General features: G+C 46.7%; 13 protein-coding genes. 5 read left to right on the forward strand and 8 right to left on the reverse strand.

Features of this window, described 5'->3' with window-relative positions:
* Positions 1-1,080 carry a M23 family peptidase gene (locus tag D0A34_25110; GenBank protein UNU21683.1) on the forward strand — a complete coding sequence of 360 codons (1,080 nt, stop codon included), beginning with the start codon at positions 1-3 and terminating at the stop codon, positions 1,078-1,080.
* A gap of 87 nt (positions 1,081-1,167) precedes the next feature.
* Here the strand turns inward: D0A34_25110 and D0A34_25115 are convergent, their stop codons facing one another.
* Complete coding sequence (locus D0A34_25115; GenBank protein UNU21684.1) at positions 1,168-1,731, reverse strand: Uma2 family endonuclease; 564 nt, start codon at positions 1,729-1,731, stop codon at positions 1,168-1,170.
* 46 nt (positions 1,732-1,777) lie between these two features.
* On the reverse strand, positions 1,778-2,110 hold the full coding sequence (locus D0A34_25120; GenBank protein UNU21685.1) for a hypothetical protein: 333 nt from the start codon (positions 2,108-2,110) through the stop codon (positions 1,778-1,780).
* 94 nt (positions 2,111-2,204) lie between these two features.
* Here D0A34_25120 and D0A34_25125 point away from each other — a divergent pair, with 94 nt between their 5' ends.
* Positions 2,205-4,325 (forward strand): flavin-dependent dehydrogenase, encoded by a 2,121-nt coding sequence (locus D0A34_25125; protein UNU21686.1) that lies wholly within the window; start codon positions 2,205-2,207, stop codon positions 4,323-4,325.
* A 31-nt stretch (positions 4,326-4,356) separates the two neighbouring features.
* Here D0A34_25125 and D0A34_25130 read toward each other — a convergent pair whose 3' ends face one another.
* The 3 genes from D0A34_25130 to D0A34_25140 form a co-directional block, all read right to left on the reverse strand.
* Complete coding sequence (locus D0A34_25130) at positions 4,357-5,688, reverse strand: hypothetical protein (protein ID UNU21687.1); 1,332 nt, start codon at positions 5,686-5,688, stop codon at positions 4,357-4,359.
* 486 nt (positions 5,689-6,174) lie between these two features.
* Positions 6,175-6,837, reverse strand: a complete 663-nt coding sequence (locus D0A34_25135) for a (2Fe-2S) ferredoxin domain-containing protein (protein ID UNU21688.1) — start codon at positions 6,835-6,837, stop codon at positions 6,175-6,177.
* Positions 6,838-6,904: 67 nt separating this feature from the next.
* Positions 6,905-7,156, reverse strand: a complete 252-nt coding sequence (locus D0A34_25140) for a hypothetical protein (protein UNU21689.1) — start codon at positions 7,154-7,156, stop codon at positions 6,905-6,907.
* 355 nt (positions 7,157-7,511) lie between these two features.
* Here D0A34_25140 and D0A34_25145 point away from each other — a divergent pair, with 355 nt between their 5' ends.
* Positions 7,512-8,054, forward strand: coding sequence for a DNA starvation/stationary phase protection protein (locus D0A34_25145; GenBank protein ID UNU21690.1), 543 nt, complete (start codon positions 7,512-7,514; stop codon positions 8,052-8,054).
* A 118-nt stretch (positions 8,055-8,172) separates the two neighbouring features.
* Here the strand turns inward: D0A34_25145 and chlP are convergent, their stop codons facing one another.
* Entirely contained in the window at positions 8,173-9,393 is a 1,221-nt protein-coding gene (chlP, locus tag D0A34_25150) for a geranylgeranyl reductase (GenBank protein UNU21691.1), read from the reverse strand.
* 449 nt (positions 9,394-9,842) lie between these two features.
* Here chlP and D0A34_25155 point away from each other — a divergent pair, with 449 nt between their 5' ends.
* A complete protein-coding gene (locus D0A34_25155; GenBank protein ID UNU21692.1) occupies positions 9,843-10,229 on the forward strand; it encodes a hypothetical protein in 387 nt (128 codons plus the stop codon).
* 124 nt (positions 10,230-10,353) lie between these two features.
* Here the strand turns inward: D0A34_25155 and D0A34_25160 are convergent, their stop codons facing one another.
* On the reverse strand, positions 10,354-10,632 hold the full coding sequence (locus D0A34_25160) for a hypothetical protein (GenBank protein UNU21693.1): 279 nt from the start codon (positions 10,630-10,632) through the stop codon (positions 10,354-10,356).
* 163 nt (positions 10,633-10,795) lie between these two features.
* Entirely contained in the window at positions 10,796-11,044 is a 249-nt protein-coding gene (locus D0A34_25165) for a hypothetical protein (GenBank protein ID UNU21694.1), read from the reverse strand.
* Between the two features lie 276 nt (positions 11,045-11,320).
* Between D0A34_25165 and D0A34_25170 the strand changes: the two genes are divergently transcribed.
* The gene (locus D0A34_25170; GenBank protein UNU21695.1) at positions 11,321-16,690 is read left to right on the forward strand and encodes a GAF domain-containing protein; all 5,370 of its coding nucleotides are present in this window, start codon (positions 11,321-11,323) and stop codon (positions 16,688-16,690) included.
* Positions 16,691-16,822 lie beyond the last annotated feature (132 nt).

Consider the following 16,822-nt stretch of genomic DNA (forward strand, 5'->3'; position numbering starts at 1 on the left):
ATGACTATACTATCCACAAAACACATTTCTGCAATTTTGTTGACATTGGGGTTGACAACTGTGTCTAGCTGTGGTAAGACAACAGGAGTCACTGCCCCGATCGCCGAAGCAAACACGATCGCCCAGCGTCTCGTCTCGACCGCAGTCGCCCAAAAGCCGAACAACCCGCAATTCGGCCAGCCGATCGACTGTACCCTAGGCAAAGACTGTTTTGTATTGCTGTATTTCGATCGAGAACCCGGCCCCACCGCCGTAGATTTTGGCTGCGGGCGCCAAACCTACGACGGCCACGACGGCACAGATTTTGCCATTCCCGACGCCAAAGCAATGGCAAAAGGAGTTCCAGTTATTGCCTCCGCTGCAGGCAAAGTTTTGCGATCGCGAGATGGTGTGATCGATCGGCGTTTACAAAATGATACAGAAAAAGCCAACATCGCAGGCACAGAATGCGGCAACGGCATGGTAATCGACCACGGCGGTGGTTGGGAAGCCCAATACTGCCACCTCCGCAAAGGCAGCGTTGCGGTCAAACCGGGTACGCAGGTACAAAAAGGCACAGTTTTGGGCATGGTGGGGAACTCTGGGATGGCATCTTTCCCCCACGTACACGTAACTTTTCGCTATCAAGGCAAACCCGTAGATCCGTTTGTCGGCCCCGACGCGAAGGTAGGCTGCAACATCGCCCGCAATCCAATTTGGGACAAGCCTCTAGACTATATTTCCACAGGTTTAATTCGGGCTGGTTTTGCCAATAAGCCACCCGATATTAACGCTCTCTGGGAAGGACAATTTTCAGAGACTCAACTCCCTGCAAACAGTCCAGCTTTGTTGTTTTGGGTGCAAAGTTACGGAGTGCTCAAGGGCGATCGCGAACAATACAAATTATTTGCACCCAACGGCACAACCATCGCTGACCAGACGAATGAAATTAAAGCCCCCAGCCGCACTTGGTTGGGTTATGTCGGCAAAAGAAACAGTACAAATTCTCCTCTGACTCCCGGAGTTTGGCGGGCCGAATATCGGTTGACTCGGGGCGATCGAGTTTTGACAGAAGTCAAGCGAGAAGTTGAGTTGCGTTAGTCCGTTGACTGTTGACTGTTGGCAGCCTTTAATTCCTGTATCCGTGTCAAAATCACTCTCTTCCTTCTTCCTTCTTCCTTCCGAAGATTATTTCAGCAGCCAGCCAAATAATTCTCCGACACTCAACCGCAGTTCGCTAGCGAAGGACGGCACCGGTAGCAGCATTTCTGGTTCATCAAATACTGCTGTCTGTTGCTGGGGAACATAAACAAAAACGCATTGTTCGTCGGGATCGATCAGCCAGCCCATGTGACTTTGATGATTTAAACAGTGGAGAATATTTTTAGTAAGTTTAGTTTGACTTTGTTCCGGCGACAAAATCTCTATTGTCCAATCAGGAGCTATGGGAAAGACATTAGCAATTTCGCCGTTATCATCTGTGGGAATTCTGTTCCACACAAATACTGAAACATCAGGCACTGTTGACCTTCCGCCAAAGGTACACCGGAGTTCGGGAAAAGCTCGTGCAACTTTTTTTGGTTTTAATATAGCGTTAATGAAAATAATTAGTTCACATTGAGTCGCACTGTGTTTTCCTTGTGGCAGTGGTTTCTGAATAATTTGATTATCAATGTATTCGCTTGCAGGTTTGGTTTCGGGTAGTTGGAGAAACTCTTCTAAATTTAAGGATTTTAATGTTGTTTGTACCATTTTAAGTTCACCTTTAATTAGATAGATCTTTTAGCTGCCGTCTAGTCTAAGGTAAATTGTTCCAAGCTTGAGCCACAATGTCGCTCAGCCATAGCCTCTGAGCAAAATCGAGCAGATTGTCGTCCGCGAGTACCTCAGCCTTTAATTCCTCCAAAGACTGAGATCGCGATCGAGCTATTTGGATCACACCCGCGATCGCCGACGCCACCAATTCTTCATTCAGTGGCTGCTGTCGCAAAGCAATCATTTCTTGAGGATTCGTAGGGATGGGATAATTCATAGGAGTGCATACCAAAGGGAGTAGATATTCAGCCGTTGCGGGCCAACCGAGAGCAAGAGCGATCGAAAACCTAAAAATCTGAGAACATTGTAAACTTATTTAAAACTCAATAAGTATTCGGGAGTATAGCCTACTTTGCTCCCTTGTCAACTCCCCCATCTTTATTAATTTATTCAGAATTGAGAGCCTAATCATGCAAGAAATTCTTTATCTAGAAGTCCCGACACCGGATACAGCAGCCGTCTGCACTTGGTTGCAGCATGAATTCGATCCCGGAATCGGAGAAAAAATTATTACTGCTGACGGCTTTCGCCTGCTTTCACCAGCCACAACAGCCGAGGTTCTCAAGTCTGGAACTCAAAAGGCCAATCCAAAACCCGCCTTGGCTGACACCAATTCAGGAAACCAAAATTGGCGATCGACAGAACTTTCCACCTTTGTCTGGTCACTGCAACGCACCACTTATTTAAAAGTCTTTCGTCTAGAAGAGGCGCCTGCGGGAGAAAAAAAGTTCCTGGAAGCTCTGAATCTTGCTGTGAAAAACAAGTTTCCCGATCGCTACCCGGAACCCCCTGTCATAGACCTCTCCAAACAGTCAATTTTTGAGGCTCTTGCCCCCTATTACCCCCTCACCGTCAAATACTTCCAAAAAATGCCTGAAGGCGAATACGACCTCAAGCGCGTCTACTGGTGGGAGCAACGTTGGCGCGAAGGCACTCGCAATCCTCAAAAGCCAAAACAAGTAGTGTTTTTGAAGGAAGAGGGAACAGGGAAGAAGGCAGAAGACACGATTTTGGTGTCGGATTCTGGCGATACTTTTTATGACTTAATTTATATTGGCGGGGCCTTGGGAGTGATTCACGCCGCAGTCATGGCGAGATTGGGCTACCGGGTGCTGCTAGTTGAACGAATGCCTTTCGGGCGAATGAATCGCGAGTGGAATATTTCGCGGGATGAAATTCAAAGCTTAATTGATTTGGGTTTATTTACTGCTGCAGAAATCGAAACTTTGATTGCCCGAGAATATAAAGATGGCTACAACAAGTTTTTTGATGCTAACAATCCGCCCGTGGCTAAAGCACCAGTTCTGCACACACCAAAGGTACTCAATGTAGCTTTGGACGGCGAAAAATTGCTGAATTTAGCGGGAGTTAAGCTAACAGAAGCTGGTGGGGAAATCTGGGACGAAACTGAGTTTCTCAGAGCCGATGTTGAAGCAGAAAAAGTAGTAGTTCAAGCCCGCCACTTGCCGACAAAAGCCGATCGCACTGCATTAGGACGGCTGCTGGTGGATGCAATGGGTTCGGCTTCTCCCATCGCTTGGCAATTGAACGAAGGGCGGACTTTTGACAGCGTTTGTCCGACAGTGGGAGCAGTTATCGACGCAGGATTTGAGCCGGGAGTGTGGGATTCCGAGTACGGGGATGTGCTCTACACTCACGGGGACATTTCCCGCGGGCGCCAGCTCATCTGGGAGTTGTTTCCCGGCGCTGGCACAGAATTGACAGTTTATCTATTTCACTACCACCAAGTACATCCAGAGAATCCCGGTTCTTTGCTGGAAATGTACGAGGATTTTTTCGCAATTTTGCCGGAATACCGCCGCTGCGATGTCGATAAATTGGTGTGGAAAAAACCGACCTTTGGTTATATTCCGGGGCATTTTAGCAGCAACAGCAGCGATCGCTCCGTGGCGATCGATCGCCTAGTCTCGATCGGCGACGCAGCATCCCTGCAATCTCCCCTCGTTTTCACCGGCTTCGGCTCCCTAGTCCGCAATCTTTTTCGCTTAACAGACCTTTTGGATACAGCTTTAAAGCACAATTTGTTGACGGCCAATCACTTAAACCAAATTCGCGCCTACCAGAGCAATGTTTCAGTAACTTGGCTCTTTTCTAAAGGCATGATGGTTCCTACCGGGAGCAGTTTGCCACCTCAAAGAATTAATTCTATTCTCAATACCTTTTTCGGTATTTTGGCAGGACAAAAACTCACCGTAGCCGAAACTTTTATTAAAGACAGAAGCGACTGGCTAACTTTCAATCGACTGGCGATCGAAGCAGCCGGAAAAAACCCTTCTCTCCTCTTGTGGATTTTAGATTTTGTCACCTTGGGGGATATTTGGCGCTGGCTGGGAAGTTACGTGAATTTTACTCTGCTGGCTTTGGCCAGTTTGCTGTTCGGATGGCTTCCCAGCTTCGCTCGCAGGGTACAACCTTGGTTGGAGCCCCGGTATCCGGCTGTTTGGCTGTGGCTGTTGGCTACCAGCTATGCTCTCACCTACGGCATGGGAAAAGGGAGAAAAGAGTTTTGAGTTTTGACTCAAAACTAGCAACTTCAATTCGCTATCGAAAACTCGGCAATTCAATTTCAGCTAGCGATCGGCGTTTTTTAGAAGCCCGCAGCGGACTGGCAATCAAGCTCAGCCAGTCTGGTTGGGCGACTGCTGTAGGTTTTGCCACACTCGATCGCACTTCTTGAATGCCAAAGGTTTCAACGGAGTTCAAAATTTGAAAAGCCCTGGCCAATTCTTGGGTGTCCACATTGGTAGCAGTTTCGGGTTCAGACTCCGCCACCGGCAGTTCAGGTTCCGCAACCGCAGGGGCCGAGTCAGGTGCCGGCTCATCAGGCTGGTAGGTTTCGGTCTCCTGTAATTGAATGGCGGATACTTGGGCTAATTTGTTGAGTTCTAGAGGGGCGGGGGATTCAGGCTCGATCGCATCGACAACAACCGCTACCTCTGGATGCTCTTCGGTTTCCGACCAAGGTTGGACAGGGGAAGCGTTAAAGGCAGGCGGCAGCGGAACTTGAGAGCTTTTGACCGCAGCGAGCAAGGATTCTAATTGCGCGCTGGCGCTATCCTCTGCATTGTCAGGCGGCTCGATCCTCGGCGACTTTACCTGCGGCCTGTCCAAACTTCTTTCCAAGGCAGCTTTGAATTGCAGAGTGTGGCGCTGCTGGCGGTGCAAGCGGGCTCGCAATTCCCTGCAAATATTTTCTGTGGCTACTAACTGGTGTAACTGTTCGTTGTAGCGCTGCACAGTTGACGCACATTCTCGCTCAACAGTCGCTAGCCTTACTTGGCTGGTTGCCAACTGACTTCTTAATTTTTCGACTAAAATTTCTTGACTTTGGAGGGTTTGATGGGAAACTTCCACTTTCCCAAACAGCCGCGTCAATTGTTCTTGAGTATTTTCCAGTTCTGCAGTCCGCTGTTCTAGCAAAGTTTCGCGATTCTGCAATGTTTTTTGGGACTCTTCGAGAGCTGTTTCTAGCTGGGCGATGCGCTGTAAAAGGTCGCGGTTGCATTCGTGCAGCGCTTGCATTAAGGTGACTGGGGTTGATCCTTTGCCCTTGGCCTGTTCGGCATTCCCAAGCATATTTTTTAGATTCTCTGAAATCGGGGGCGAGCCCGCCTCAGTCGGCTGTGTCGGAGATTGCGAATTTTTTGTTTCAGGTTTTGTGGGAATTGCATCTACACTGATGGCGTTGGGAAAATCTACTGTTTGCCAGTCTTCTTCTGGCTGTTGGAGAACCGTTGCGGGAGGGTCTGTCGCATCGGGGGCGATCGGCTCAAAACCCCCAGCAGCAGCAAAATCTGACTGCAATGGTTCGGTATCGGATGGAACAGCAGGGTGCGGTTGGTGCTGATGGGCTCGAAGATCAGCTTCTGACATGGCTTTTTATCCCAATACTCACAGGGTCTCAGATACAGTCTATCCTTAGAGATTCTCCAGAAGGAAGCCCCTAAGTGATAGTTTTTGGCATTTTTCCGGTTTTTTGGGACAATAACCTCTGAATCGAGTGGCGCGATCGAACTATAGCGTTCGGAACAAGTCCCATGGAAGTCGCAACAAGCAAGAAGGAAGAACCAATAAAATCAAGGGTTTGAGCAATTAAGAACGTCCTAACCGTTTTAGCTGTTGCGCTATACAACCCGAACTCTAATTAACGCGTAAGTTGCGCGCACCAGCACCCTCCGGCTGTGAGTTTTTCGCCGCGACTCCTATCAAAATGATTTTTCTCAATCTCTAATAGCAGTTTCAAACAATGATGCCACTGTAGACCCCTGATCCAAACCCAGGCAGAATAAGTTATTCCCAATTCTTTAATTCTTTAATCTAAAATGGTATAACTTCCTGTTTCGGTATCCGTGCGATCGCCTAAGCTTTAACAACTGCAAAATGTTTGTCAATGATTGCTGGAACTTCTGCCGGGGCAATGCGACTGTAGCGAGTTTTGTCCGGCATTAAAACTATATTTGGGCCGGCTTTGCACTGTTTGAGACATCCGGTTCCCTGAACTGTCACTTTGTCTTCTAAACCGCGCGAATTCAAAGCATTTTCTAAAGCTTTACAGACTCCTCCAGCGCCCCGCTTCAGGCAGTCTGATTTTTGACATACTAATATTTTGGTTTGGGTTTTTGCCGGAGCTTTTACAGTTTGAGCTGCTGTGGCAGAGGTGAATTGGCTTTTGGCGATCGCGCGAGCGTCGGATGTCCATACCGCAACAGGCAGATTGGTGGAGTCGAGCAGTTCTGGCGATCGATCGTTTTGGCCTTGAGCCAGCTTGAGGCTGCGAGCTTTAAGTTTTATTTTACCGTTTTTCAAGTTGATTTCTTTCTCACCTACAACTTCAACTTTCAAACCCGGCGTCAAAACAGGTAACAGAAATGACCGCAATTCCTTGCACAGTTTAACAAGATATTCTACTCCCCGAGCATTGCTAATTCGCAAATATTTAAGTTTGCAGCCATCTTCAATAATCAGGCCGAGGATTTCTCCCTCTAAACTGAATTCGGAAACTTGCTTGCCAGACTTATACATTGTTATGACTCCTTTAAATCCGTTACATCCGTTACATCTTGTACACTGAGCTTTGCCGAACTTCCTTCTACCTTGAAGCCTTTTGCCAGCAGCACTCCAGCCATTCCACCAGTTCGTCCCGAGGGGCACTGACTTGCCTCAACACGCTCATTAACTGAGCCGCTTGTTTAGCTGTGTTGACTTTTGCCCGCAAAGGTTGGTCAACCGCACACCAGCAGGGAATTTCTAGTTCTTGCAAGCGTTTGTAAACTTGCCACCTATCTAGCCAACTAACTTGCACAATGTCACAAACTTCTAATTCTGGATCTGCTGGATTCATTTTTTAACAACAGTAATAATTTGCATTAATTTTTACCCTGAAGGGTAGCGGGTAGAAGTTAAAAGCCAGATTTCAGCAGAACATCAAAGATGATCGAAAGCCCTTCCTGAAAAATTCTGCCTTTTGCCCTCTGCCTTCTGCTTTCAGAAGGTTCGCCCCACTTTCAGGAAGCGTTCAGAACTAGGATCTTGTTCAAGCATAACCCAACTGCTAATAATTCTCAATAGGTTTACAAAAAAAATTTCCTACTCTATAAAATCTTCTACTATCGAGGCAGACGCTGCTTGACTGGTAAATTTACGGTGCTAGACTGACTCTATTGGCAACAAAACTGCCTATTGAGAGGAGAACACACATGGCTGAGACTCAGAGTGCATTGAGACCGTTTGGACACATAGCCGAAAACCCAGTTCTACTGGAACATTCAGTCACAGCACCGATTTGTGAAGGGATGAACGCGCTGCTGGCCAGTTTTCAGGCTCTATACCTGCAATATCAAAAACATCATTTTGTGGTGGAAGGGGCAGAATTTTACTCCTTGCACAAATTCTTTGAAGAAAGCTACGGAGAAGCTCAAGATAGCGTCCACGAGTTGGGCGAACGGTTAAACGGGTTGGGCGGCATACCAGCAGCTAGCTTTAGCAAGTTAGCCGAGCTGTGTTGTTTTGAGCCTGAAGCCGACGGCGTATATTCCTGCCGCCAAATGCTGGAACACGATTTAATTGCGGAACAAGCTATCCTCGGTTTGCTGCGGCGTCAAGCAGGACAAGCAGAAAGTTTGGGCGATCGAGCTACGCGCTACCTCTACGAAAAAATCCTGCTAAAAACAGAAGAGCGGGCTTATCACATTTCTCACTTCCTCGCCCCCGATACCTTAGTGCAGTTGAACTTGAACTAACAATTCTTCTTCTTCCTCTTCCTTCGCGCCTTCGCGGTTCGTTATCTTAGATCAAAAAAAAGCGGGCAGTTTTGTGACTGCCCGCTTTTTTATACAAAGTGCGCTTGCCTGCAGGGAATTAAGGCGCTAAAGCATTGCCGCGCAACAAGCTACCAATGGTTTTCGCAGTAATCTTCATCTGCACGAAAGGATTGGCCGGTACTACTGTTTTATACAAGTAGCTATCGAATGTGAGCTTTTGCACATCGCGATCGGCACACATTTCCACAAAAGCTTCGCGGGTAGCGTCGGAACGGTAAAACACGCGCTGCAAAATGTCAAGAACTTTGTAAGTAATGCCGTAGGCTTTATCCCACCGCTTCAGGTAAATCTTAATTTCCTCTTCAGTCGGAATGCGCGCGCCTTTATTGGAAATCTCCACAATAGTTTCGGCGCACATCCGGCCAGACTTGGCGGCAAAATAGATACCTTCGCCGGAAGACTTGGTAACGTAGCCTGCAGCATCGCCTACGAGAGCAACTCGGCCGACAACCCGGCGGGGACGCGGATGTTCCGGGATGGGGTGAGCTTCCACTTTAATAATCTCACCGCCCATCAGTTTTTTGGCAGCGCGGGCGCGGACTCCTGCTTGCAGCTTTTTGATGCTGGCTTGATTGACTTTCATCGTGCCGGTACCGACGGCTACGTGGTCGTATTTGGGGAACACCCAAGCGTAGAAGTCGGTAGATACGTCGTCGCCGACGTACATTTCGGCTAAGTCTTCGTAGTAAGCCATTTTATCTTCTGGCAGGCGGATGCGCTCTTGGAAGGCGATCGCATAATTGTAGTCGCCAGCGTCGATCGCCTTTGCTACGCGGGAGTTAGCGCCGTCAGCCCCGATTACCAAATCGACTTTCAGAGTTTTCTGAATTCCCATTGCGCTGCCGTCGGAGTGGTCGGCATAGTGGAGAGTGTAGGGGTCTGTATTGTTGCCGGGAATTTCTAATTTGTGAACGGTGCCGTTAATCAGTTTTGCACCCAACGAAGCGGCGCGATCGCGCATGAAGCCATCGAGCACTTCGCGGCGGCACATACCGATGTATTCGTGTGCGTTTTCAATATTGATGTCCACCTCGACGTTGGAGGGGGAGATCATTTTCATTTTTCTGACTTGGCGGTCAATAATACTTTGCGGCAAATCAAATTCGCTGACCATGCACAGGGGAATCGCCCCACCGCAGGGTTTGGCGTTGTCTAATTTACGCTCGAATAGGTATGTTTCGATTCCTGCTTTTACCAATGTTTCGGCGGCGGAAGAACCCGCAGGGCCTGAACCTACTACTGCAACCCTTAGTGTCAAAGCTTTTCTCTCCAGTTTTTTTCTATAGGCATTACTCAGGTGTGATGGTATCACGGACTTTGGATGCGGTGGCGTGAAGCAGGGGAGATTTCAATGAAATGAAACAGAGCTTAACAGTTCGATACGAAAATCGGGTTTCGGGCAGTAGGTGCGATCGAAGATCTTAAATCTTTAACGGCAGATGAACGCGGATGGACGCTGATGTGCACGGGTGTACAGGGGTGTGCGATCGAACTTCTAAGAAGAAGCTTTCGGGCCTGTTCCACAACAGATGAATTTTCTGCTTGTGGGGTGGGCTTCTAGGCTGAACGAGCTTTCGGGCCTGTTCCACAACAGATGAATTTTCTGCTTGTGGGGAGTAGGGGCTGGGCATCTTGCCCGCCCATAAGAGGTTAGAAGCAGTCCAATAAGTTACATTAAAGTTACTTGCACTTATATCTAAAATTCTTATGCTCGGTAATTTTCAACAAAGCAACCTGCGGATTGAGCTTGAAGCTTCTGAAACAGCGATTAGAGACAGCTTGTTGCGTCCGAGTCAATTGCAGCAGTGGATGTGGCCGCAGCAGTTGTCTAGCGGTTTGCCGGAAGAATTTGCTCAAGGTTTGACCTTTACGAGTTGGTTGGGCCCGGTGGCAGTTCAGCATCACGTTGATATTGCTGAGCCGAATTGTCTGCGGCTGTTATTGAGTCAGGGAATTGACGGATTTCACGAGTGGTATTGGGGCGACGGTTGGGTGCAGTCTCGGTTGGAGGGAGTGTCGCTGCTGCCACTGAATTTGGGGCAAACCGCTAGTTTACTGCGGCTGCGGGAGTTTGTGGCCCGCAAGGGGAAGTAGATAAATGACTCTCCAAAATCCTTAGAACAAAGTCTGGTAGTCCTGCATAGCAACGAAAAATCCTAAACACTTTTAGGGGTAAAGAAGCGTTGTAATGATGGATAAAATACCCGAAAGCCCCACATCATTGGATATCTTTATAGATAGATGAGAACAAAGTCTTTCTTACCAACCGAGATATCCTTTGGTGAGGGGTGTTATTGAATCTTTCGTCGATCTCAGAAGTTTTGCCCGTATCTTTCCCGACAGATTTGTGTCGCTGGCGAGGCAAAACTTTTTTATATGCGGCCAAAAAATCTGTATAATAGACGGCACCTTGTCTGTCAACTACTGGGAGGGAATCCGACCAACCTTTAGCACCCATTTCAACTAGACTTCCTATATATAGCAATCCTCGCATCATTTGTGAATTTCTTACTCCCGAGCGAGCGAGATCGGGGAGGGTTGGGGTGGGGTAAAAAATTTACGACTCATGTAGGATTGCTATAAACCGCTAAAATTTCTTTGGTTAAGGCATCAATTGGCAGCTTTTTCCACTGCTTGTTACCATTAGGGTCTACGAAAGACTACATTTCATCACCTTGGATTGTTAGTTGGCCTTGGTTTTTTGACTTTACTTGAACTTTCCGGGGGACTGATGCTAATTGTTGAAAAACACATAGTATTGGAACCAGCGAGGGGACAGCCTCGTGACTTTGACAATCGCGACTCAAGATATTTTTTCTAATAAAAGCTGATCTCTCAATTTTTTTGTTTCTTCTGAAATCCTTGGATGTCTGGGGTTTTAAACAAACTGTTTGTGACAATATATACATTTAAAGTTTTGCTGAGCGCGGGGGGTGGGACAATTTTTAACGATGTTTGGAGAACCGAAACGGGGACAATTCATGGAGTTGAGAATTAACAAGGCTTAGATACGTCGCATTATAACTGCTTACCCTTACTATGCCAGACTACCTGAAAGCCACGAGCTGCCGAAAAACTAACAGTGTGTTATAAAAACATAATTTGTTCCTTTCTAAAGCGCTATTCTCGACAGAACGAACCCGGTGTGTTTTGACTTCGCGTTAATTTTTACCAGAAAAATAAATATGCTGTCCATTCCAGGCATTGCCGTCCAGAAGCTGCTTTACGAAAGTGCTAACTCTCTGGTTTACCGGGCCCTTCGGGAAGCGGATCGCCAACCGCTCATCCTCAAACTTCTCAAAGAGAGCTACCCCACACCTCAAGAATTGCTACGCTACCGCACCGAATACCGAATCACCCGAGAGCTGAAAGAGGCGGGAGTCGTGCAAGTTTATGACTTGCAAAAATACCAAAACAGTCTCGTGATTTTTGTGGAGGACTTTGGTGGCGAATCCTTGAAAATATGGATGCAGCAGCGAAAGTTTAGCCTCAAGGAATTTCTGCTCCTGGCGATCGCAGCCACTGAAACTTTAGGGCAAATTCACAGCGCCAATATCATCCACAAAGATATTAACCCCTCAAATATTGTTTATAACCCGGAAACGAAACAATTAAAAATTATCGACTTTGGCATTTCCACTCAGCTCACGCGAGAAATGCCAACCCTGAAAAATCCCAACGTTTTAGAAGGAACCCTCGCTTACATCTCGCCGGAACAAACTGGTAGGATGAATCGCTCTATCGATTACCGCACTGACTTTTACTCCCTCGGCGTCACCTTCTACGAATTGCTGACAGGAAAACTGCCTTTTGAGACAGAAGACGCTTTAGAGCTAGTTCACTGCCACATTGCCAGACAACCAGTTCCCCCGCACGAAATCAAGCCAGAAATTCCCCTAATTGTCTCGCAAATTGTCTGCAAGCTGATGGCAAAAAATGCGGAAAATCGCTATCAAACTGCATTGGGACTCAAGCAGGATTTAGAAATGTGTCTGGTTCAATTACAAGAAACCGATAGCATAGAAGAATTTGACTTGGGGACGCTGGATCTTACAGATCATTTCCTGATTCCCGAAAAGTTATACGGCAGAGAAACAGAAGTTTTTAATCTATTAGCGGCCTTTGAAAGAGTTCGTAATGCTAGTGCCGAAATGATGCTAGTAGCTGGCTTTTCTGGGATTGGTAAAACCGCAGTAGTGAATGAAGTGCATAAGCCGATCGCCCGACAGCGTGGCTATTTTATCAAAGGCAAATACGACCAATTCCAGCGCAATATCCCCTTCAGTGCATTTGTGCAAGCATTTCGGGAATTGATGGGACAATTATTATCAGAAAGTGACGCTCAGTTACACAGATGGAAAACCCTGATCCTCACCGCAGTAGGCGAGAGTGGGCAAGTCTTGATTGACGTAATTCCTGAATTAGAACACATCATTGGCGCTCAACCGGCTGCACTAGAATTGTCGGGGAGTGCAGCACAAAATCGCTTCAATCTGCTGATGCAGAAATTTGTGCAAGTATTTACCCAAGCAGAACATCCCTTAGTGATGTTTTTGGACGATTTGCAGTGGGCAGATTCGGCATCGCTGAAATTGCTACAACTGTTGATGGAGGATACGGGGCATCTGTTAGTATTGGGTGCTTATCGGGATAATGAGGTATCACCGGCTCATCCGTTTATGTTGACTGTGGATGAGATTGTGAAGTCTGGAGCCACGGTGAATACGATTACCCTGCAACCGTTGAGTTTAGCAGATCTCAATCAGTTGGTAGCAGATACGCTGATTTGCGATTTATCTTTAGCCAGCCCCCTGACAGAATTGGTTTATCAAAAAACCCAAGGTAATCCCTTTTTCTCGACTCAATTCCTCAAAGCCTTGTATGAAGATGGTCAAATTATTTTTAACCCCCCTCAATCCCCTCTTAGTAAGGGGGGAAGTAAAGGGGGGTGGCAGTACGATATTAATCAACTTAAATTTGCCGACGCCTCGGATGTGGTGGAGTTTATGGCGGCGCAATTGCAGAAGTTGCCTGCCAAAACTCAGGATGTTCTCAAGTTGGCGGCTTGCATTGGGGCGCAATTTGATTTAGAGACATTGGCCATAGTCAGCGAAGAATTACCCGAACAAACGGCATCAGCGCTGTGGATAGCTTTGCAAGAAGGACTTATTTTAGCGATTAGTGAAGGCTATGATTTAATTCAAACAGATGCTCAATTCCCTACTGGGTCTGTTGCTAATCCAATTTATAAGTTCTTGCACGATCGCGTCCAACAAGCGGCTTACTCATTGATTCCCGAAAACCAAAAACAAGCCACGCATCTCAAAATTGGACAGTTACTTCTACGAAAGTCTTCGGTTCTAGAAAGAGAAGAAAAACTATTTGATATTGTGGGGCATTTAAATTTAGGAAAAGATTTAATTAATCAATTAAGCGAACGAGAAGCTTTAGCCAAACTCAACTTAGAAGCGGGAGGTAAAGCCAGAAGTTCTACTGCGTACACTGCGGCAAATATCTATGTACAAACGGGAATTGCTCTTTTGAGAGCCAACTCCTGGCAAAGCCAGTATGAGTTAACCCTAAATCTCTATGTTGCTGCTGCCGAAACTGCCTATTTGAATGCTGACCTTGAGGGTATGGAAGAAATGGCAGCGCAGGTTTTGCAAGAAGCTAAGACGATTTTAGACAAAGTTAAAATTTACGAAATTCAAATTGCCGCTCAGACAGCCCAGAGCAAGGTGTTAGAAACGATCGCAGTAGCAAGAGAAGCACTCTTGCAATTGGGGATTGAAGTCCCTACCGAACCTGATGAAGCCTTGATTGGAAAAGCGCTACAAGCCCTTGCTGCTCAATTAAGCGGCAGAAGGATTGAGGAACTGGTTGACCTGCCTGTGATGACAAATCCACAGACTCAGGCAGCCATGGAACTGTTAGGAATGTTGTTTACAACGATATTCCAGGGAATGCCGGGTTTGCTGCCCCTGCTTAGCTCGACGATGGTGAATTTATCGCTTTCCTTTGGGAATACACCCGCATCTACTGTGGGGTATGCAATTCACGGAATGGTCTTGTGTGCCTTTTTGGGAGAGGTGCAAACGGGCTATGGCTTTGGGCAATTGGCACTCTTATTGCTGGATAGGTTCAATGTGCCCGAATTCAAGTCTATAATTCTCTTTTTGTTTGGGGGCTGGATTCAGCATCATCAAGAACCTGTGAGGGCAACGATACCGACGCTGAAAGATGGCTACACGGCGGGCATGGAAACTGGTAATTTTCTACACGCTGGCTACAGCATAAGTATTTACTTTGATTCCAACTTTTTTGGTGGAGTAGAACTAGACACTTGGGAACCCGAACTAGCAGCTTACAGTGCTGCGTTGGTTCAAGTGAAGCAATATTCTGCTCGGGTTTATTTGGATATGAAACAGCAGATGGTGTCGAACTTGAGGGAAGCTCGTATTCGGTCGGATTGTTTAATAGGAAGTGCCTACGATGAAACCGTGATGATTCCTAAGCACCATCAGAACAATGAGCTGACGGCGATCGCTGCTGTCTACATCTACAAACTATTGCTTGCTTACTCATTCGGGAATTACACGACTGCCCTAGACAACATTACTCAAGCCAAGCCGTATTTAATGGCAGTATCAGGATTTGTTTTTGTTCCCATTTTTCATTTTTATGCCGCCCTGACGCACCTGGCACTTTTTCGGGCACAGCCAGAAGCAGAGCAAACTGAAATCCTTGCCTTAGTCGAAAGCCATCAAAGCACTCTGCAACAGTGGGCCCAAAATGCTCCGATGAATTATCTGCATAAATGGTATTTAGTTGAAGCAGAACGGCAACGGGTGTTGGGCAATAAAGCCGAGGCGATTGAAATGTACGATCGCGCCATTTCTGAAGCCAAAGAAAACAAATATGTTAATGACGAAGCCCTGGCAAACGAACTAGCAGCCAAATTCTACGGGGAATGGGGCAAAATAAAAGTTGCTCAAGCCTACATATTTGAGGCGTATTATTGTTATGTTGAATGGGGAGCTACTGCTAAGGTAACGGATTTAGAAAGGCGATATCCCCACTTATTCGCGGTAACTCAACCGGGAAGGAAAAACACTCAAACTACGGTAGCAATGACAACGACTGGTTCGGGGAATCACCTAGATATCACCGCAGTCATGAAGGCTTCTCAGGCGATTTCTGGAGAAATTATGCTAGATAAGCTACTGTCTAGCTTGATGAAAATTTTGATTGAAAATGCAGGGGCGCAACGAGGCTATCTGATTTTGTTAAGCCAGGGACAACTGTTCATTGAAGCTGAAGGGACAATCGATGACGAACTCGTCACCGTGTTGCAGTCAATCCCCGTTGAAACCTGTCCAGAACTTGCCTCCGCAATTGTCAATTATGTAAGCCGCACTCAAGAAAGCGTGGTACTGGATGATGCTGCGCGATCGGGACAATTTACCAACGACGCCCACATCCGAAAGCATCAGCCGAAATCAATTTTATGTGTGCCGCTGATTAACCAATCTCAAATCATTAGTATTGTTTACTTAGAAAATAATCTGACCGCAGGAGCTTTTACCCCTGAAAGAGTGGAACTATTAAAAGTGTTATCTGGACAGGCGGCGATCTCGATTCAAAATTCTAAGCTTTATACAGAAGTACGCGAAAATGAAAGCAGGCTGGCTCAACTCAACAAAGCTTACGAGCGATTTGTTCCCCATCAATTTCTCCAGTTTTTAGAGAAATCAAGCATCATTGATGTGGAATTGGGCGACCAAGTGCAGTTAGAAATGTCGGTGTTGTTTTCCGACATTCGCGACTTTACCACGCTTTCGGAAACTATGACACCGGAGGATAATTTCAAATTTATCAATTCCTATCTTTCCCGTATGGAACCTGTTATTAATCAAAATCACGGGTTTATTGATAAATATATTGGCGATGCGATTATGGCGCTGTTTAGCGGTGAGGCGGATAATGCGGTGAAAGCGGGAATTGCTATGCTGCACCGTCTCGTTGAATACAATAAATACTGCGCCAACGCTGGCTGTGCCCAGATTCAGATTGGGATTGGGATCAATACGGGTTCTTTGATGCTGGGAACGGTGGGAGGACCAAATCGCATGGACGGGACAGTAATTAGCGATGCGGTGAATTTAGCTTCTCGCGTGGAAAGTTTGACAAAAAATTATGGGGTGGCGCTGTTAATTACCCAGCCAACTTATGCGCGCCTGAAAAATCCATCCCAGTACGCAATCCGCACTCTAGACACGGTAAAAGTCAAGGGAAAATCCGAAGCTGTGACGATTTATGAGGTGTTTGATGCAGATCCGCCAGAAATTAAACAAGCCAAGTTAGCTACGCTGGAATTGTTTGCAGAAGCTAGGGCACTTTACTCGGAAGGGAAGTTATTTGAAGCGGCGCGGTTGTTTTCCGAGTGTGGGCGTCAGAATCAGGGCGATCGCGTCTCTAAAATTTATTGGGAACGCTGTGAGTCTGCATTGGTGACTCGCACAAAAATCAAAGACAGGCTACACAATTTACATTAAGCGGTTGCTATACTTGACAATCAAAGCCACAAAAAATGCGATCGACTGCTGAGACACCCTACAAACTAGGCGATCGAAATGGGGTAGGTATGTTGTTGCGCTAAAGCGCTTTAGCGCAACAACATACGAAGT

The organism is Microcoleus vaginatus PCC 9802 (assembly GCA_022701275.1).
Taxonomy (GTDB): Bacteria; Cyanobacteriota; Cyanobacteriia; order Cyanobacteriales; family Microcoleaceae; genus Microcoleus; species Microcoleus vaginatus_A.